The organism is Shimazuella alba (assembly GCF_009831235.1).
Taxonomy (GTDB): domain Bacteria; phylum Bacillota; class Bacilli; order Thermoactinomycetales; family Thermoactinomycetaceae; genus Shimazuella; species Shimazuella alba.
The window spans coordinates 86069-104640 of sequence record NZ_WUUL01000005.1; the positions used below are offsets into that span (position 1 = coordinate 86069).

General features: G+C 38.9%; 15 protein-coding genes, 3 tRNA genes and 3 pseudogenes. 9 read left to right on the plus strand and 12 right to left on the minus strand.

Going from position 1 to position 18572, the window contains the following annotated elements; genetic code table 11:
• Nucleotides 1-24: 24 nt before the first annotated feature.
• The 4 genes from GSM42_RS08905 to GSM42_RS08920 all read right to left on the minus strand — a co-directional run bounded on the left by GSM42_RS08905 (nucleotide 25) and on the right by GSM42_RS08920 (nucleotide 1515).
• Nucleotides 25-100, minus strand: a tRNA-Thr gene (locus tag GSM42_RS08905).
• A 20-nt stretch (nucleotides 101-120) separates the two neighbouring features.
• Nucleotides 121-196 (minus strand) — tRNA-Phe (locus GSM42_RS08910).
• Nucleotides 197-209: 13 nt separating this feature from the next.
• Nucleotides 210-301: transfer RNA gene (locus tag GSM42_RS08915), tRNA-Ser, on the minus strand.
• A gap of 851 nt (nucleotides 302-1152) precedes the next feature.
• Nucleotides 1153-1515, minus strand: a complete 363-nt coding sequence (locus GSM42_RS08920; RefSeq protein WP_160801197.1) for a hypothetical protein — start codon at nucleotides 1513-1515, stop codon at nucleotides 1153-1155.
• 279 nt (nucleotides 1516-1794) lie between these two features.
• On the opposite strand from GSM42_RS08920, the gene GSM42_RS08925 reads away from it, so the two are divergent.
• From GSM42_RS08925 to GSM42_RS08935, 3 genes are read left to right on the plus strand one after another with little or no spacing between them, the layout of a single operon-like run.
• On the plus strand, nucleotides 1795-4332 hold the full coding sequence (locus GSM42_RS08925; protein ID WP_160801198.1) for a hypothetical protein: 2538 nt from the start codon (nucleotides 1795-1797) through the stop codon (nucleotides 4330-4332).
• Nucleotides 4333-4345: 13 nt separating this feature from the next.
• Nucleotides 4346-5971: an SWIM zinc finger family protein gene (locus GSM42_RS08930; protein ID WP_160801199.1), complete on the plus strand. Its 1626-nt coding sequence runs from the start codon at nucleotides 4346-4348 to the stop codon at nucleotides 5969-5971.
• A 17-nt stretch (nucleotides 5972-5988) separates the two neighbouring features.
• Nucleotides 5989-7425, plus strand: coding sequence for a reverse transcriptase domain-containing protein (locus GSM42_RS08935; protein ID WP_160801200.1), 1437 nt, complete (start codon nucleotides 5989-5991; stop codon nucleotides 7423-7425).
• A 117-nt stretch (nucleotides 7426-7542) separates the two neighbouring features.
• Here the strand turns inward: GSM42_RS08935 and GSM42_RS08940 are convergent.
• A pseudogene (locus GSM42_RS08940) lies at nucleotides 7543-8330 on the minus strand (RNA-guided endonuclease TnpB family protein); the annotation flags it as partial.
• A gap of 305 nt (nucleotides 8331-8635) precedes the next feature.
• Here GSM42_RS08940 and GSM42_RS08945 point away from each other — a divergent pair.
• The gene (locus GSM42_RS08945) at nucleotides 8636-8929 is read left to right on the plus strand and encodes a hypothetical protein (protein WP_160801201.1); all 294 of its coding nucleotides are present in this window, start codon (nucleotides 8636-8638) and stop codon (nucleotides 8927-8929) included.
• A gap of 151 nt (nucleotides 8930-9080) precedes the next feature.
• Here the strand turns inward: GSM42_RS08945 and GSM42_RS08950 are convergent, their stop codons facing one another.
• The gene (locus GSM42_RS08950) at nucleotides 9081-9974 is read right to left on the minus strand and encodes a LysR family transcriptional regulator (RefSeq protein ID WP_160801202.1); all 894 of its coding nucleotides are present in this window, start codon (nucleotides 9972-9974) and stop codon (nucleotides 9081-9083) included.
• 114 nt (nucleotides 9975-10088) lie between these two features.
• On the opposite strand from GSM42_RS08950, the gene GSM42_RS08955 reads away from it, so the two are divergent.
• From GSM42_RS08955 to GSM42_RS08970, 4 genes are all read left to right on the plus strand, one after another.
• Nucleotides 10089-11099: an alpha/beta fold hydrolase gene (locus GSM42_RS08955; RefSeq protein ID WP_160801203.1), complete on the plus strand. Its 1011-nt coding sequence runs from the start codon at nucleotides 10089-10091 to the stop codon at nucleotides 11097-11099.
• Nucleotides 11100-11202: 103 nt separating this feature from the next.
• On the plus strand, nucleotides 11203-11487 hold the full coding sequence (locus GSM42_RS08960) for a hypothetical protein (protein WP_160801204.1): 285 nt from the start codon (nucleotides 11203-11205) through the stop codon (nucleotides 11485-11487).
• Nucleotides 11488-11615: 128 nt separating this feature from the next.
• Nucleotides 11616-11777, plus strand: coding sequence for a hypothetical protein (locus GSM42_RS08965; protein WP_160801205.1), 162 nt, complete (start codon nucleotides 11616-11618; stop codon nucleotides 11775-11777).
• Nucleotides 11768-12148 (plus strand): MDR/zinc-dependent alcohol dehydrogenase-like family protein, encoded by a 381-nt coding sequence (locus tag GSM42_RS08970; protein ID WP_160801206.1) that lies wholly within the window; start codon nucleotides 11768-11770, stop codon nucleotides 12146-12148. Before GSM42_RS08965 ends, GSM42_RS08970 begins: the two co-directional genes overlap by 10 nt.
• Before the next feature lie 88 nt (nucleotides 12149-12236).
• Here GSM42_RS08970 and GSM42_RS08975 read toward each other — a convergent pair whose 3' ends face one another.
• On the minus strand, nucleotides 12237-13034 hold the full coding sequence (locus tag GSM42_RS08975; RefSeq protein ID WP_160801207.1) for an N-acyl homoserine lactonase family protein: 798 nt from the start codon (nucleotides 13032-13034) through the stop codon (nucleotides 12237-12239).
• 181 nt (nucleotides 13035-13215) lie between these two features.
• On the opposite strand from GSM42_RS08975, the gene GSM42_RS08980 reads away from it, so the two are divergent.
• Complete coding sequence (locus GSM42_RS08980) at nucleotides 13216-14412, plus strand: MFS transporter (RefSeq protein ID WP_160801208.1); 1197 nt, start codon at nucleotides 13216-13218, stop codon at nucleotides 14410-14412.
• A 4-nt stretch (nucleotides 14413-14416) separates the two neighbouring features.
• Here GSM42_RS08980 and GSM42_RS08985 read toward each other — a convergent pair whose 3' ends face one another.
• From GSM42_RS08985 to GSM42_RS09005, 5 genes and pseudogenes are all read right to left on the minus strand, one after another.
• Entirely contained in the window at nucleotides 14417-14776 is a 360-nt protein-coding gene (locus GSM42_RS08985) for a winged helix-turn-helix transcriptional regulator (protein ID WP_160801209.1), read from the minus strand.
• Between the two features lie 335 nt (nucleotides 14777-15111).
• Nucleotides 15112-15576: a phage tail protein gene (locus tag GSM42_RS08990; RefSeq protein WP_160801210.1), complete on the minus strand. Its 465-nt coding sequence runs from the start codon at nucleotides 15574-15576 to the stop codon at nucleotides 15112-15114.
• 409 nt (nucleotides 15577-15985) lie between these two features.
• Nucleotides 15986-16816: pseudogene (locus tag GSM42_RS08995) on the minus strand (RtcB family protein); the annotation flags it as partial.
• Nucleotides 16817-17123: 307 nt separating this feature from the next.
• Nucleotides 17124-17600 (minus strand): LAGLIDADG family homing endonuclease, encoded by a 477-nt coding sequence (locus GSM42_RS09000; protein WP_160801211.1) that lies wholly within the window; start codon nucleotides 17598-17600, stop codon nucleotides 17124-17126.
• Nucleotides 17601-17878: 278 nt separating this feature from the next.
• Nucleotides 17879-18475 (minus strand): annotated as a pseudogene (locus tag GSM42_RS09005) (RtcB family protein); the annotation flags it as partial.
• Nucleotides 18476-18572 lie beyond the last annotated feature (97 nt).

The following is an 18572-nucleotide window of genomic DNA, read 5'->3' on the forward strand; positions in this document are numbered from 1 at the left end:
ATTTTTTTTGGTGGTTATTTGAGTTGGTGCTGGCAGCAGGAATCGAACCCGCGACCTACTGATTACAAGTCAGTTGCTCTGCCTGCTGAGCTATGCCAGCTTATTAAAAAGTGTTTCAAATGGTGGCTCGAGACGGAATCGAACCGCCGACACGAGGATTTTCAGTCCTCTGCTCTACCGACTGAGCTATCGAGCCATCTATGTAAAGATGGCGGAGAGGGAGGGATTCGAACCCTCGATACGCTTTTGACGTATACACGATTTCCAATCGTGCTCCTTCGGCCAGCTCGGACACCTCTCCAAACACTTTGTTTTTGTCAGGAACGAGATCTATCTTAACCCGGATAAGGGTATATTGTCAACCCTTTTTTATCTTTCTTTTTATTTCTTTTTTCTATTCAAGAATTTCCACTAAAACAGGCTTTTTTTGAAGCCATCAGTTATTGTTGATATCACTGCATAAATAAAGTTTATACATATTAGGTAGTCACTTGATGGTTGCCCACTTACGATACAAGTCGTACTATGTCATATCGCGGCAAGTTTCGCTATGTTTTCCGCGTCTGCTCTTCCTAACCAACAAAGACATTCCACTCGCGAGCATCTTCACTTATATGGAATCATGCAACAAGCTCAAAAAAATGATAAAATTTGAATAAATTCATATCCATCCCTGCAACTTGGCTATAAGAGAACAACAAAATTCACCTAAAATTTCTTATAGAGTTTTTAAATAAAATCTATTTACAAAACAGACGTTTCTATGTTATTGTAATAAACAATGAATTACATCATTTCAGTGTTACCTAAATAAAAGTTATCTAGCTTCCTTGTGTACGGTGTTACGCCGTATCAGCGTGCAAGCTTCTCATACATCATCCGGTCCCGCGTTACTATACTAGCCCTACCGGGGTGGGGGGTGATTGTGAATCGCCTAAGAAGGCAGTCGCCGCGATCACAATCGACCCCCCACCCCGGGGGCTAGCTCAGTGGCGTTACCAGATCATAGTGTTTTCGTAGATAACTTTCTTCAAAACCTAGCTAAAGCTCTCTAGCTAGGTTTTTTATTATATATGTATATAAGCAGCGACTGGTCACTTGCACGGATTCAAGTGACCAGTCCTATTGCGCTTTGAAGCAGAGAGTAAGGCTCTACAGGAATGAGTCAGTAGGAGATCCGAAGGATCTCTCCCGTCCCCGAAGACTCCGAAGCGCGTTCAACAGCTCTTCACGCTTCTCGTCGGGGACAAGGGAGAAGCGGAACGCCTTGGAGATCTTATCGGAGTCATCCTTGACCGTCAGTTCGATGGTGTCGCCATCGTCGACGAATTCAAACTTGTCAGACGGCTCGGTTGCCTTCTCGATGTGGGTAAGGAATCCAGCGGCATCCGCGACGTAATCATCCCCCAAACTCAGACCAGAACCTTGCCCTCCATCTCCCACGTACTGAATGTGAGAGTAGATGCATTCCTGAGCGATCAATTCAACACCCTGAAGGTTGTCGAAGCTGCTCATTTTTCCTCCGTCTATACGCAACGAATTGAACTTATCTTCAGTATAATCATCATCTTATCCATCTTTCATTTATCATTTTATTTATTATGAATTCAACCTAAATCTCCTTTATTGCGAATATATTTTCGGTTCTTTCTTGACGCAATTCTCTTAAATCGTATATATTTATTTAAAATAGTCTTTTTTAGCATACGTTTCAAAATCAAAACCATTGTGATATGACCTGACCGTTCTGTAGGTCAGGTTTTTATTTTGCACGAAAAAGAAAGGAGCCATCTTGTGTCAAAAGATCAAATCCGAAAAAAAGATGAAGCTGCTCACAAACAAGAATGGGATGAATTTGAAAATCACCTGTCTTGGTGGGAAGCAGAACAGCCACTCGCCCCCCTTCCTGTAGATCTGCAATTATTATTAATAAAAAATGATCGCACCTTTGTCGATGAATTGATGAGATTCATCATTCGTAACGAAAGTCAACATATATGGAATGAAAAAAAGAAACGGTATGATTACGTCAGTCCTCAGGAACTATCAAAACGAGATCGATCCTGGCTGTGGACTCTTTATCTATCCGATCATCCACTGGCAAGAGAAGGACTAAAACAATTACTCAAATACTTTACCTATCAGGACTTTAATCAATACGCTTCTAATTCAGGAGTATACGTCAGTTATTACAGCTTTTATGCGATAAGAAATGGAAGATATTTATATAGCGCTTTAAATAAAAACTACTTCCGTTATTTAAAAGCCATCTATAAATTAGCAGAAAAAAAGCAAGATACAGGGATTTTATCCAGGGTCGCATACCGATTTGAAGCGGACAGAGATTACTACAAGCTCATTGCTCCTCCTAAACAAACAACGGGAAACCAGCGAAGGTATGGTTTTACTCCTAAAACGAGAAGTTATTTGACGAAAAGAACTTGGCGTACCTTACGAAAATTAGGTGAGCAAGGGGCTAAAGAGTATATCAAATTAGCAACTGATCTCTTGTATCAATATACAACAAACGATGCGAAGCAAACTTATGTAACAAATCCAAAAACCAATCAAAAACAGTACATTCTATCTTATAAACAAAACTGGGTTCTAAACCATATTCTCTATCACAATAGTTCCCGTTTTACTTATGGTAGTGCAACTTGGCAAGAAACACCTGATGCCTACTTTCAAAAACCAGAACAACGAGAAGAAGCATTTCCCGCTTTATGGGACCAATACCCATATGAGTTACTGATGCTTTTATTAGAAGCAAATGCTTCACCTATCGTTGAATTTGCTGGAAGAGCTTTGCGTATAGGTAACCCTGCTTTTGTAGCTCAATTGTCTGACCATGTTATCAACCGATTACTACAATCCACTGAACCGTTCCGCCAAGAATTCGGTGTACGGGAAGTATTGAATCGTTTAGATAAAAATAACCCTGACCTAAATCGCTGGATGTCCTTATCCACACATAAAAACGGTACGATTCGCAGCTTGGCAAACGCTTTTTTACAGCAAAATTTTGTGACATGGTCTGATGAGACAAAGGCGCAATTGATACAGATGTTGTTAGCAAAATTGACAGAATCTCCTGATGCACCTTATTTGAGCGAATGGTTCACTTTTTTCGAAAGCGATTTGCGGGATGTACTAGCAAATAATATCAAGCTATCAATGATCACACCATTACTAGCTGATGTTCAACCTATCATCGTACAGTTTATATCCTTATTTCTTTCGGTCATTCACAGAGAATATGACCCTTACACAGCGGATGACTTGCTTCCTTTCTTGGAAAACGAATCAGAATCTATCCGAAAAACAGCGAGAAATATTTTACATAAAGATTACATGATGCTCTCTTGTACTCCAGCATTTTTGGTGAAATGGTGTGCTGTTCCCTACGAAGATAACCAAGTATTTCTCACACCATTTTTTGCAGATCGGATGCATTGGCTTATCCCGATCCTGCCAAAGTTCCTCGATGCTCTGTGGGCCGAAATGATGCAAAACGAACTACCAGAAATCAGCCAAAACTATATTTTAAACGATCTACTAGGCACTCTATTTTTAGCCGAACTAACGGATACACCAATCGATCAAGTTTTAGCACTTCTGAATCACACTGATACCAGCTATCAAGAACTTGGTGCAAGATTATTCGCTGCCAAGCAACCAGCAGTTGAGCAATTTACGATGGATCAACTACTTAACTTAGCACACAACCAAATTGCATTGTGCAGAAGTGAAGCTCGCAATATGATCATTCAAGTAAAAGATAAAATGACCGATGAGGGCTTAGTTAACTTAGTAGAAACTCATTGGGATGATACAAGAAATTGGGCATTTGCATATATGCGGACCATGTCTGTCGATCAATTCACTCCTACGCTTATCTATGGATTAATCGACAGCGCGCGCCAAGATGTACAAGCATTTGGGATGGAAATGGTAGACATTCATTTCGCTGATCTAGACATAACAGAATTACTACTTCGTGCTAGCGAAAGTACAGATCTGTTTGTACAAGAGTATGCACTGTCACTCGCAGAGAAAATCGAATGGACCAAAGATAAAATTACAAAACTTGAATTGTTCTTTCGAACGATTTTATTTAAAGTTCATCAAGCTAGAAAAGCAAAGCAAATGACATTGGATCTATTGGTCAAATTGGGGAAAACAGACCGCAGCATGGCAGAGAAGATCGTTCCTCTCCTATCGGATGTTGCTCATATCGGTGGAAAACGTGATTTTGAACGAATCTTATTTACACTAACGCAATTAAAAGCTCTCTATCCAGAAATAGAATCCCCCATACAAGTCCGATAAAGGAGGATACAGCATGTTATTCCAACAAACTTACGCTTCATCAAGCGGTGTCAGTCACGCTGGCGGTAATACACTCGTTAACTTTTCACCTGATTTAGGCAGAGAACCAACTTTTTTTCGTGGTAAAATTGCTGACCCGATTCGCTATCGCGATGCGATGATCGCACTTCGGGATGTAGTTGTCTCAGATCTCAACTTTAAGCCTAAAGACAATACGGCTTATCAAGAATGGGTGAAACAACAGTATTTACTTGATATCGCTGGTATTTTAGGGGAAAAAGCAGACATATCTATACGAATTCATGAATTACAAAAACGAATGACTGAATTAAACAAGCTCCGTACTGCTCGCATGGGCGATTACTACAAATCACGACGACAATATTTTAACTGGCTCTATAATAACGATAAAGACGCTTGGTTTGTGTTGGACCCTGTTATCACAGTGGCACCTGATCAAGTATTTTTTGAAGCTTTCTCATTGGATGAATCTTCTTATGGCAGATTGGCTGTTCATGAAGAACTTTTTACAGATGTAAAAGATTTTCAATACGGAACGACCAATATTGATTTCTCCGATAACTTATTAGCTGAACTAAAACGTATGCGCACCTATCGTCCTACTGAGTTTCAAGTAGATCCATCTGGATTTGAAGTTGCTACGGAAGGAAGAGAAGTTTACAAAGAGAAAAAAATCGATGTACCTACAAGTTGGATTCGTGGTTTCTTACAGGTTCAATCAGCCATGAGCATGCCAACATCTTCTTTTGAACTAAAACCGATCGACTTATATAACATCTGCAATTTCTTACGAAAACACAAAGAACAACACAGTCCTCGTTCTTTAAAATATATCTTACAGCCAGGAGAACCAGTAAAGCTCGTCATCGAACCGTGGAACGAAACAATCACCTTTGCAGGCTCGATTTATCTTGGTGATACTGCACAGGAGATTCGCACATGGGGTCGCAGACGATTGTTTTTACTTGAACGATTATTGCCTCTTGCTGACCGCATTACGGTTCATTTGCTAGGGACAGGTATGCCTAGTTTCTATGTCGTAGATATGGGTAACCTCAGCTTCACCCTTGGTTTATCTGGATGGACACGAAATGATTGGGCAAATGCTGGTAACTTTGACTTGATGATTGGGACGAGTACCAAAGCAACACCAAGCCAATCTGCACTTGTTTTTTCTCAGCTTAAACTGAAGAAAACAGCAACCGATTCGGAACTGGCCAATTGGACTCATCTTCCATCAGACATCGTACAAGCTTCCCTGCGTCAACTTTGCAGTGCAGGCAGAGTAATGTTTGACTTGGAGATCGGTAAGTATCGCTTGCGCGAACTGACTCGTGATCCGCTGCCAATGGATCAATTGAAATACACCAATCCTCGAGAAGAAGCAGCCAAACAATTGGTTGAAGGAGACAAAGTTACGCTCAAAAAGCGGACTTCTCAAGCGAATGGTTGGAACTTGGAAGGTACAGTGGAATCACAAAAAACACAAGTTCAACTAGATAAAGACGGGAAAATTGCATCCGCACAATGTTCTTGCTACTTCTACAAACAAAATCGATTGATGCAAGGACCATGTGAACACATGCTAGCTTTACTATCGGCTCATCAAAAATCATAGGAGAGGAGGAAACCATAGTGTCCGAAGAAAATAAAATGCTGACAAGAGAAGAGTGGATTGTAAAAATCCAGTCCGAAGGAAAAAATGAAACAATACGCAGCGAGATGATTCGGCTCGGCTTTTGGGAAGCACCCCATCTGAGTGAGGAAGAACGCGAACAGCAAGCCAAAGAAGATGAAGAATACAAAGAAGTACAGAAAGAATTACAAGCATTACAAAAGCAATCCAAGCAACTAAAAGATATCGACTTTTTGTTAAAAGAAGCACGAAAACGCCGAATTGAAGAAAGTAAACAAAGACGGGCAGAACGAAAAGAACAACGAGAAAAAGCACAAGCTGAAGCGAAAGAAAAATGGGAACAGTATCGCGAAACGCATGTCATCCATGTCGGTGACGGAGTTTCCTCAGGTCTTTCTTCCTTTGATGCTGATGAAGCTAAACTCATGCAACACAAATTACCATTGATACGTTCTGCTCTACAATTATCGGAAGATATGGGTTTTACCTTATCAGAAATAAAGTGGCTGACTTATCATCGAAACACTGCAACGATTAATCACTACACACGCTTTACTATCCCGAAAAAAAATGGCGGGAACAGGGAGATATCTGCACCCAAAACAAAGCTGAGGAAAGCACAAACATGGGTAAAAGCGAACATCTTAGATAACTTAGCAGTTCATGATGCTGCATATGGTTTTGTGAATGGAAAAAGTACGGTAAATAACGCGAAGCCCCATATCGGCAAAGATGCTGTTATCAAATTTGATCTAAAAGATTTCTTCCCTTCTATCTCGTTTGTTCGAGTGCGTGGATTGTTTGAATCGTTTGGATACAGCCGTGCAATCAGCACTTTATTCGCCTTAATCTGTACAGAACCTCCTCGCAAAGAAGTTGAGTTTGACGGGAAAATGTATTATGTAGCGATGTCGGATCGACAATTGCCACAAGGAGCATGCACCAGTCCAACAATCACCAACTTATTGTGCAGACGATTGGATGAAAAATTAACCCAACTGGCAACAGATAAAGGATTCACTTACACTCGTTATGCCGATGATCTCACCTTCTCTGGAAAAGAAGAATCTTTAAACCAACTCGGCTCCTTGATGAATAATGTGCGTAGTATTGTCGCCTTTGAGGGATTTGTGGTAAATGAAGAAAAAACACGAGTGCTCCGCGCTGGACGTCGCCAACGTGTCACAGGAATCGTCGTAAATGAGAAAGCCAATCTAACACGCAAAGACATTCGCAGTTTTCGTGCGTTGTTACATAATGTAGAGCAAAGAGGGTTGGACGAAGAAAATCATAAAAACCATCCGCACTTTTGGGACTATATCAATGGATATGTGAGTTATGTGCAAATGGTACGACCTGACATCGGTCAAAAGTTTGCAGCTCAAGTGCTGAGAATAGCGGAGAAATACGGTTTACCTGTACGTGTTCATGCTTAAAAACTAGGATAAATTTATCCTAGTTTTTTATATTCTCTTGAATTGAACACTCCCATCACCTACGCTATCGCTTAGAGGTGGGGATTCTTAGGAACTCCCGTCTAATATTTACTAAGCTTAGACCGCAGTCCCAGCGGCAAACAGTCTTATACCTTCTTGCAAAATGTTCGTTGCTGCGATGATGTCCCTGTCGTGTTATTCGTTACATTCGGGACATGTCCATGCTCTCAAGTTTAGATTCTTCACGTCTTTGTTGTGGTAACCACAACAGGAACAGAGTTGGGACGATGGGAATGTTTTTCCTACTTTCACCATTGTTCTTCCAAACCCACTCTGCCTTATACGCTAACATGCTTGTGAATTCTGACCATGAGTCATCTGTAATCGATTTAGCTAACTTATAGTTTTTGATCTGTTTTTCACTTGCAAATCTTCGATGCTGATGACTAGGTTTTCGTGAATCAGTTTCGAAGACAATTTGTGAAGGAAATCATGGCGAGCGTTGACTTTGTTCCAATTGGAACCTCTTCGGTACGTCTAGATAGGATGCGTTGTGCTTTTGCCAGTTACTGTTCATAATGGAGTAAAAATCGATTTGGTTTGACTTTTGTACCATCCGAGAGTATTGCAAAATCTTTTAAACCAAGATCGATCCCTACTGCTTTTTTCTTAGCTGGAACTATGGGAAAATAATTCCTTTCACACAGGACGGAAACGAAATACTTTCCGGATGGATTTACGTCTAACCGTAGCAGAAAGAATACGTCCATCGACTTCACGAGACTTCGCAAACCTCACCCAGCCTAGTTTCGGAAGTTTGATTTTATCCTTTCTATTTGAATATTTCGATTTATACATGGACTCGTGTAAGACTGCACCCGATTTCTCTTGGATTTCAATCTGGGTTAATCATTTGCCGATTCATCCCCCACTTATGGAAGATGGGGTATTCTCGACGCACTGACAGATAAATAATCACTTATCCTTATAAAAATACTAACAATGTACTATTATTCTTATAATTTCAATATCTTCTATAACTACTGCACATTAGCGAGATTAATACCGATAATGAATGTAATTAGCTTCTACACTTTAAACCGTTAAATGATACCGGAATAAACAGATAATTTACATTTTTTATTTAATGATAATTATAGATATTTTACGTTATAATAATGGAGGGAATCGAGAAGAAAAGGAGTTCCCAGTGTCTAAAACCACAAATGTAGTCGAAACAAAAAACTCCTCTGGGGCGATAGAAACTGTCACCTTCATCGGTCAGTTTTCTGACCTGTTGATGTTTCGAACTACCCCCTATGTTCTGGAGAGATCAAAAAAGGTCAAGCTGTTCGCCCAGCTCATTCAGAAGGGCGCCGAATATGTAATTGCCATTCGACGAGATGGTGAAGACAAAACCGAAAATCACCTCCGCTTCCACACCAACGAAGATGTTGTGGTGGATGGAGTAATATTCAGACACCGCTTTCCGTCCCAGAAGTAAAAACATATAGGACGAAAAACTGCACAGATACTTTCTAGTCTCTGTGCAGTCAGCACTTATCATATGAAAATATGTGAAATAAAAAAGCCATTCTACTCAGGATGGCTTAATTTAGTTTCCACCAACCTACAACCTAATAAAGCCCTGTACGTCAATCAATCAAAGAAACATTTTTTTGCACAACTTGCATAAATGCTTGAATTGCAGGTGAGAGCCACTTCTCTTTATGCCATAACATTTGTGTGTAGATCGGAAAGTGTGGCAACTCTATCGGAAGGACAACAAGCTCACCACGATCCAACTCAGTACGAACTACTACTTCTGGAAGAAAGGCAATTCCTATTCCAGACATGGCACATTGTTTGATTGCTTCCGCGCTACTAAACTCCAAAAACATATTAGCCTCTATCCCTTTTTGTTTCAGAAATTGGTCAAACAGAGTACGATATGTGCACCCCTTTTCATTAACCAAAAATTGCTCTGCTCGTAAATGTTCGGGAAGCAATTTTTGTTCTTTTCGCAAAGGATGATCCGAAGATACGAATAACTGGAACGACTCATATCGCAATGTTTCACTAGCTATAGAGGTAGATCGGATAGGTTCATCTAACAAAAATACAACATCTGCTTTCCCCTCACATAAGCTCTGTTTGAGATTATCATAGGAAATCGGTTTGAAAATAAGCCGAACACCTGGGTATTCTCTACGAAATTGCAGAAAAGTGGAAGGTAATCGATAAGCACATAAGACTTCATTTGCACTTATCGTCACTGTTCCCGTAATCTGCTCTTGACTGCAAACGACTTCTCTTGCTTCCTCCAAAGTTATTAATGCTTGGTTTACATACAACAGAAACCGTTTCCCTGCATCTGTTAAAATAAGCTGCTTCCCAAGACGATCAAACAGGCGAACTTTTAATTCTTTTTCTAATGCTTGCATTTGCATCGTTACATTTGATGGGACATAATTTAAGGCTGCTGCAGCTTTACTAAAATTAAGTGTGTTAGCTACTGTCTGAAAGGTTATCAGTTGACGAAGTTCCATGTTCAACATCCTTATTGTCAATAATTTTGAATCTACATATCAAAAACGTTAAATTTACTTGATGTTACTGCTAGTATACACTAACTCTACAACGAACTTGAAAGGGGTTTGAACATGGATTATAAAATCTTTCAACTAGGAGATGTCACTCTCCAATCGGGTGAAATATTACCGAATGCTTTTCTTGCTTATCAAACTTATGGAACACTAAATGAAGATAAGAACAATGTCATTGTTTATCCCACTGCTTTTGGTGATCAACATTATCAAAATGAATGGTTGATTGGTCCAGATATGGCACTAGACCCCAATAAATACTTTATAATCGTCCCAAATTTACTTGGAAATGGGCTATCCTCATCACCCAGCAATACACCAGCTCCTTTTGACAGGAGTAGATTTCCTAAAATTACCATTTTTGATAATATTTCTTTTCAATATCGTCTGATTACCGAGAAATTTGGAATTGAAAAAATAGCACTTGTGACAGGTTGGTCACTAGGAGCACTACAGACGTTTCAATGGGCAGCGAGCTACCCTGACATGGTAGAACGAATCGCTCCATTTTGTGGAACAGCTAAAACTTGGCCACACACCTATGTTTTTTTAGAAGGGGTAAAGGCACCTCTTGTTTCAAATGCCGAATGGGCGAATGGTGAATATACCCTTCAACCAAAAACCGCCATGCGATCAATTGGACGCGTTTACGCTGGTTGGGGTTTTTCTCAAGCATTTTATCGAAAAGAGTTATACCGTGAACTGGGCTACAACAGCTTAGAAAACTTCCTTACAGATTTTTGGGAGAAAAATTTTCTCAACATCGATGCCAATAATTTATTAGCTATGCTCTGGACAGGACAACATGGAGATATTAGTGCAAATCACCTTTATAATGGAGATTTTGAAAAAGCACTCCAAAGCATTCGAGCAAAAGCTGTCATCATGCCTGGAACTACAGACTTATACTTTCCTCCTGAAGATAGCCAATATGAGACAGAGCAGATCCCCAATGCTGTATTCCGTCCTATTGAATCGATATGGGGACATCTTGCAGGTCGTGGTATTCATGAAGTAGATACAAAGTTTATAGATGATCAACTTAGAAACTTGTTGAAACTAACTTAGTCGTACCATTTAATTCTGTATCTGAAGGTACTTGTACAACATAGCGATTAATAGGTGGTACAAATGACAGCTATCTATTTTAATGAATTTGGTTCTCCAGAAAATGATTTTAGTGCTTTACAAGCTTCCCGTTCCAGAGATTAACGATGATGAGGTTTTGGTGAAGATGATTGCAGCTTCTATCAACCCTGGCGACTTTCTGTTCATTCAAAATTTATATCCGGAGCCTAAGAAGCTTGTCTTCCCTAAACAAATTGCTGGAAATTATGGTGCTGGCATTATTATAAAAGTGAAAAAAATATTTCATATAAACCCGGAACTTTTGTTACACTCGGTTATTTTAATACGTGGTCCGAATATGCCGCCGTACCAGCTGAATGGCTCATAGCCTTACCACCAGACTATCCCATCGAAAAGGCTGCATAGTTTTTTAACATCATTACGGCATGGGATTTACTTGAAACATCTAAAGTTAAGTCAGGTCAATGGCTTGCCCTTACAGCAGGGAACTCCAATGTGGCAACAATGGTTTCCCAATTAGCCAGACAAAAAGATATAAATGTCATCTCCATTGTTAGGCAAACATATAACCATTTGAATCTACAAGCTTTATTAGGGTCTTCTTATGTAATTAATCTATCAAAGCGTCCTGTTAGTATCCGAGATCCATGGAGATAACACAAAACAAAGGATTAAGTGGTGTTACCGATGCCGTTGGCGGTCCACTCACAGGTGATTTGATTCAATCCCTATCATTCGACGGACAAGCCGTTATTTATGGGAATTACAGCACCGAAAAATTTGAACTTCATAACTATGATATTTTGATGAAAAACATCGGAATCAAGGCCTATCTCTACCGGTACTTCTTAACTCCACCTCAACAAAAAGATGAGAAAACGCTTCAAGAAATAATAGATGCAACAGAAAATAACGATTTTCAAGTTTCTATTGGTGGGATGCATCCTTTGGAAGACTATAAAGCAGCTATCCATGAAAGTCTCTATCGACCTGAACAAGGAAAAAGATATTTTATATTTCCTAAATAAATTTACCAAAATTTTACATTAAAAAACTCTCTTTTCTAGCTTCATCAGAAAAAAGAGTTTTTTTCCATGTTTTCTATTGATATTGCATTTAAAACATAGTTGGTCGAACACTTGGATCATGATTAGCAATTGCTGCCACACAATCTTCACGCTCTGAGAACTCTTTTACCCATTGCAAAGATTGATATGCAAGCTCATCATCCACCGTATTACCTGGTAAGATTTGCTCTTTCCATGATTTTTCTGCATATCCAACATCAGATACGAGTAAAACCCAGCCAGCTTCCACTCGAACTAAAACGGACATATGGCCAGCTGTATGACCAGGAGTAAATACAAGATAGACAAGTCCATCCCCAAATAAATCTTTTCCTAGTTGATGGGGACCAAAAGGAATCTTTTCTAATTTTACTAGTTCGAAGTCAATATCTTCGTACCATTTTTCTTTGGACTCATCTCGATGGTTTTTCCATTCTTGTTCACTTACTAAAATACGTTTTGCACCACTCAACAACTTTAAACCACTGATGTGATCGACATCTAAATGCGTGATAACCACGGTATGAATATCTTCAGGAGAAAGATTTCTTGCAGCGAGCTGTTCTTTTACGGAATGTCCTTCTGGCAGCTTATACTCGATAAATTGATAAATATCTTCTCCAAGATGTTCTTTGGGATTGGTACGTATATCTTCATGCCACCCTGTATCCACTACAATGTTTCCTTGAGGATGTTCGATAAGATAGCTGGATACAGGAACTTTTTCCTGAAACTCTTTTCCTCTTTGGTCAAATGACGGAATGACCTCCAGTTCCTTAAAAGCAAGAGACCGATCATATGTGAGTTCTCCAGCATGCAATACATGAACTTTTGCATAGTTGCTCATTTTTATATCCCCTTTTTACCTCAAATTTCATTGTTTTTGATTAGTTACTTGCAGTATGAATCGATTAGAAAAGAAAGAAAAGAAGGCACTTTCAAGTTCCCAGGAACAAAAAAGTGCCTACTTTTTATTTTCAAACGTATCTTTGATAATGGCAATAACGAATAAACAACGGAGTGATTTTATGCATATCTACAAGGAAAGAAATACGTTTATTCAGAGCATAACAATCTTAGCTGTTAGTTCCATTCTAGTCGTTTCCTTAATGTATGTGGCAATACCTTTAATACCTGCCTTAGAAAATGAATTTCATGCCACAGTAAATCAGACGGTGTGGGTAAATAGTATCTATGGAATCTCCTATGCAATTGGGTGTTTGATATTTGGGATATTCTCTGATCGTTTTCACCGGAAATCCATTTTATTCCTCGGCCTTGCTGCTTTAACAATTACAACACTCGCAGTTAGCTTTAGCAGTTCATTGGAATGGCTAATCACGCTAAGAGTCATACAAGGAGTCATTGCTTCATCCGTTCCTGTTATTTCGATTGCGTATATCAATGATGTTGTTTCCCAGCGTTATCGTTCACTGGCTATATCCATATTGAGCAGCAGTTTTTTGTTATCTGGCATTTTAGGTCAATTATACGGTCAAGCAATAGGAAACTGGCTTGGCTGGAGAGGAGTTTTTGTTATTTTAGCAATAGCTTATGGATTAATCCTATTTTCTTTTCCTCTTCTTCCAAAAGGAGCAATACCTACTAAAGAATATTCTTTTAATCAAATGATGAACCATATGATACGAGTCTTCAAAATTTCAGCGCTCGTTCTGTCTTTTTTTATCATGGCAATCATATTTTTAAGTTTTGTTACGTTTTATTCCGGTTTGGGCTTATTTATAAAACAAAAATTTGATATGGGAAATCAAGGGTTAATGTGGATAAGAGTAGCAGGCATACCGAGCATTTTACTTTCGCTCTTTGCTAGTTCCTTTATAAAACATTTTGGAGCCAGACAGGTATTAATAACAGGCTTACTCACTACAGGAATAGGGTTAACGATAGGGACAGCAGCAGAATCAATTCCAACTTTGGCTATTGCTAGTATCATTTTTGTAATGGGGATTGCTGTTGCTAATCCCAGTGTAATCGTAATAGTAAGTGAATTAGCAGGAAAAACACGGGGAAGTGCAGTAGCGATCAATGCTTTTTTCGCCTTTGCAGGTGCTAGTTCCGGCTCTTTAGTAGCAGTTTACATCAAATCTTTTTCATTTTTATGTCTTGCATTAGCTTTGATACTTCTACTAGCAGTCATTATCACATTGGTTTTTATTCGAATTAAAGACAGCCATTCAAAAGAAAAACTTAGCATTGGTCGCTAAGTGATCAAAGGTTTGATATTTTGTTTTCTTTTTCCATGTTCTGCATTTCTATCATGTTTTCACCCCAATTACAGAGTGCCTGCAAAACGGGTTGAAGAGTAAGACCCAATTCGGTTAATTCGTATATGACTTTTAACTGTTTTCCTTCAAAAACCGTTCTTGAAATAAGACCATCAGCTTCTAATTCACGCAGAGACTGAGTAAGCATCTTCCGGGTAATAACAGGCATCAATTTCATTAATTCTCCTGATCTTTTTGGACCATGGGTAAGGTGACACAGGGTAATAGTTTTCCATTTCCCACCAATGATATCCAAGGTCAGTTCTGCAGGAATATTATAATTTTTGTTCGTGAAATTTTCCACTTTATGGATCACCTACTTATTTTCAAGATTTATTTCACAAACAAAGTAAACTCTACTCCTTATTGATTATATGAAAAAAAAACGAGATTTCAAAGTATGATGGTATGGAAATTTACTACCCCCATTGTCATGTCCCTAACAATGGAGAATTTCATAAGCTACTATAACTTTTTTGAATTACCGCAAGTGGTTTACAGTCTGCAACCATAGCAAGACCAGCACCTTAAGGAATGTCCTGCTGATAATGCTCTTGTAGTGACCAAAAGAAGGTACACTTGTCAGCCATTCCATACAAAAAAGCAACCTTTGCAGTTATAGGTTGCTTTTTTTCTACTTTAATATTCTCCTTTAATTACAAAAAACGAACCCCGAATGGTACCAGCTAGTTTAGACTTCTGCCTAGCAAACTTAAACTTCCCTTCTAACTCCGCTGGTACTTCCATCCCCTCCGAAAGCTTAAATCCAACGGCCCTCTTCTTAGGGTTATCAATTGGATACATAACGTTAACCGCAAGCCCATCCTCATAAAAGACGTAGGCAAATTTGATATTTTCTACTTGAAAACACGATGTTTCTAAAGGCTTGGCTGTAAACTCAATATCACGCTCTTCTTTCAATATTCGATTCACATAAACTAGGGTCTCCTGGCTTTCACTAGCAGATGCAACTGTAAATTCATGCTTGTATTTGTTCATAAAATATCGGGCTTCATTAGCACGTAAACCAGCAAGTGCTTCTACTACAGGAGAAGACTCTAAACCAACTACAGACACATTTTTAAAATCAACCATATAGGACATTTCGATCTCTCCTTGTATCTCTTTATTTCTAAGTGCAGGCACATTTCTCGCTCTTTAAGCAAAAACTAGCCGTTTGTACTATGTGACTATTAAAGTACCATACCTTTAAATTCTGCCAAATGTCTAACTTCTCATTAAAATTATCCGTCTTTTTTCATTCACTATCTACTTAACGTCTTATAGGACACCAAAAGGTGACTCTTATGATTATAGGTCACCTTTTGGTGTCTTGTCAATGGTATTTTTTTATTGTTTTTAACATCAAATAACTACCAAAAAGATTCACCTTTCATAAGCATATTTATGAATTTCACAGAAACTCTAGAGCAGGTGAATCTCTAGACTATTTGTATCAAAAAACTTCCCTCATTGCCAGAAATCCAACAACAAAGGGAAGTTTCATAAGCTATTATACTCCTTTGATTACCGCAAGTGGTTTGCATTCTGCAACCACAGAGGCAAGTCCAGCACCTTCAATCGAATCAATGATTTGATCCACATCTTTGTAAGCTTGTGGACATTCATCAAGGATGCTTTGCAGGGTACGTTGATTAACTAATACCTCTTCGTCTGTACCTACTTTCATGGATTCTGCAAATTCATCGATAGTAATCAATTCTTTGGTAGCACGTCTGGAACGAACACGACCAGCTCCGTGGCAGATCGAGTAGAAGTTTTTCTCTCCGCCTTTGGCTCCAACCATGATATAGGAAGATGTTCCCATTGAGCCGGGGATCAATGCAGGATGTCCCGTTTCTTTGTATGCTTCTGTATTTAAAAAATGTCCCGCTGGCAATGCTCTTGTGGTTCCTTTACGGTGTACCATCATCGGCTGATTGCGATGGAATTCTTTTAATGCATAGTTGTGCATCAAATCGTATAACACAGGTGCTTCAAAATCAGAACCAAATACTTCTTTAAACCCTTCTCGCACTCCATATGCCAACATATGACGGTTCACCACTGCAAAGTTTAATGCTGATTGCATGAGGTTAATGTATTGTTGCCCTTGATCAGAATCGATCGGAGCAAAGACGAGGTTGGGGTCTGGAGTTCCTACTCCCCATTTGTTCATTGCTGCTTTAAAATCTTTGGTATACTTGGGTCCCATCATTCCACCCCAAGCACGGGAGCCAGAATGGATCATGATGACAACTTGTCCATCTTCCAAGCCCCATTTTTCAGCGATTTCTTGGTTTTCCTCTCGGATGTGGATAGCTTGTATTTCGATAAAATGATTCACTTGTTACTATTACGAATTCTCCATAACCTTAGAGAAACACTTTGTTTTGTTCTATTGAGGTATTTCGATGAAGCCTCAATACTATTGGAGATAATATACTTGTCTTCATGTGTCCATCTTTTACGATTTCTTATCTTCTTCATCGTTTTTGGTCTTTTCCAGTTGAGTATTTCTTTAGCTTTTTCTATTTTTCTTGGAATTGCCAAGCAATCTTCATAATATAAAACTCTTGCAATAGATTGAGCATCCTCTTTAAATACTGCTATATTATGGACTCTATCGCGTTTATTTGGTGAACTTTTTTTTAATTTTCCAGTAGTCTTATAAATGAGTTGAGGTATGCATGAGCAATATGTTCGCAAGAAGTAACAACGGAAATATAAGGAAATCCATTTGAAGTTAGTCCTAAAGAGCCGTCACCATCAATGTACCCTCTAAAATAATCTACTTCTGAGTAGGAAGATCTAGGAGGATAGATTAAAGATGATTTCTTTCCATAGAACATACCTAATTTAATCAACTGTTCACGAAATTTATGATCATATACTCGTAAAACTGAAGACTTATATCCTTTTTTATAATTTGTATCACGGACACGAGTATAAATTGTAGAAGTACATGGAATTATCTTGTGGAATTGTTCCAAAATTTCTTTATCATTTGAGTTTACTTCGATAGTAAGTCTTCCTTTTTTTCCTCTGCTCTCACTTGACATAGAACCATCTGCTTGAATAAAACCAAAAAAATATGCAAAAGAAGGACATTTTAAATCAATATTCACAATCATTTCCCCTTGAGTTTGTTGAAATGATTATATTAATTTTTCTGAAGGAATCAAGTATTTCGTAATGGGTTGATCATTTCTGTCAACCTCTATAGGTTCTTCTTCCCTATAGGTCGGAGCACACCTTCATCCCTAACATAAGTTAGTAGGATGCCCAAGTCCCTCTGCTCTCTACGGGGCGTTTTATCGCTTCCCACGGAATTCCCATCTCAGGGTTTCCCGTTTTGGACGAGTTTTTGACTAATACATTACTGTACTAGGGAGGCAATCATTGTACCTCCACCAAGCGTTCCCACTTGCTGCCAAGCACGGCTCCACATTTTATCTGGAATATGTTCCAAGAAGGTCGTATCAAATTCAAACTTCGCATGTTCGACATGAGTCAATGATTTGCGTTGTTTCGGAGTATAGCGATCTGGGATATACTCAGGTGGTAAGCCATGCAAACCTTCCGATACGATCTTTTCTACTCGAATATTTTTATAATGAGATGCCGCCCGTTCATTAGCTGGCACAAATTTTTCAATTGATTTTATCAGCTCTCGCCTTAGTTTTTTATCCTGAATATCTTCTTTTTTCAGCGGGGTCAAATGAACACGCATTCCACAGCCGATATCCGAGCCCACAATCGATGGGGATACAAATCCATCTCGCATATTCCACACAGCTGTTGTTCCGATACATGTTCCGATCCCGACATGTGCATCAGGGGTGTAACTCATGTGTACATTCCGCGGTATTTGCAAGTTATTATCCGCCATATGATACACTTTGTCTTCGAGTGATGCGAAAACTTCATCATTGGCAAAGATATGAAGCTTTCCATGAGACAATTCTACTTCTCTGTGATTTTTGCCATGATTTTTTAACATTTTTACATAATCTCCTTTATAGGAAAAGAACCAACATTTGATATTTTACTATTAATTTGATTATAAAGCCATATTTTTTAGCGTTTTTGCTAATAAA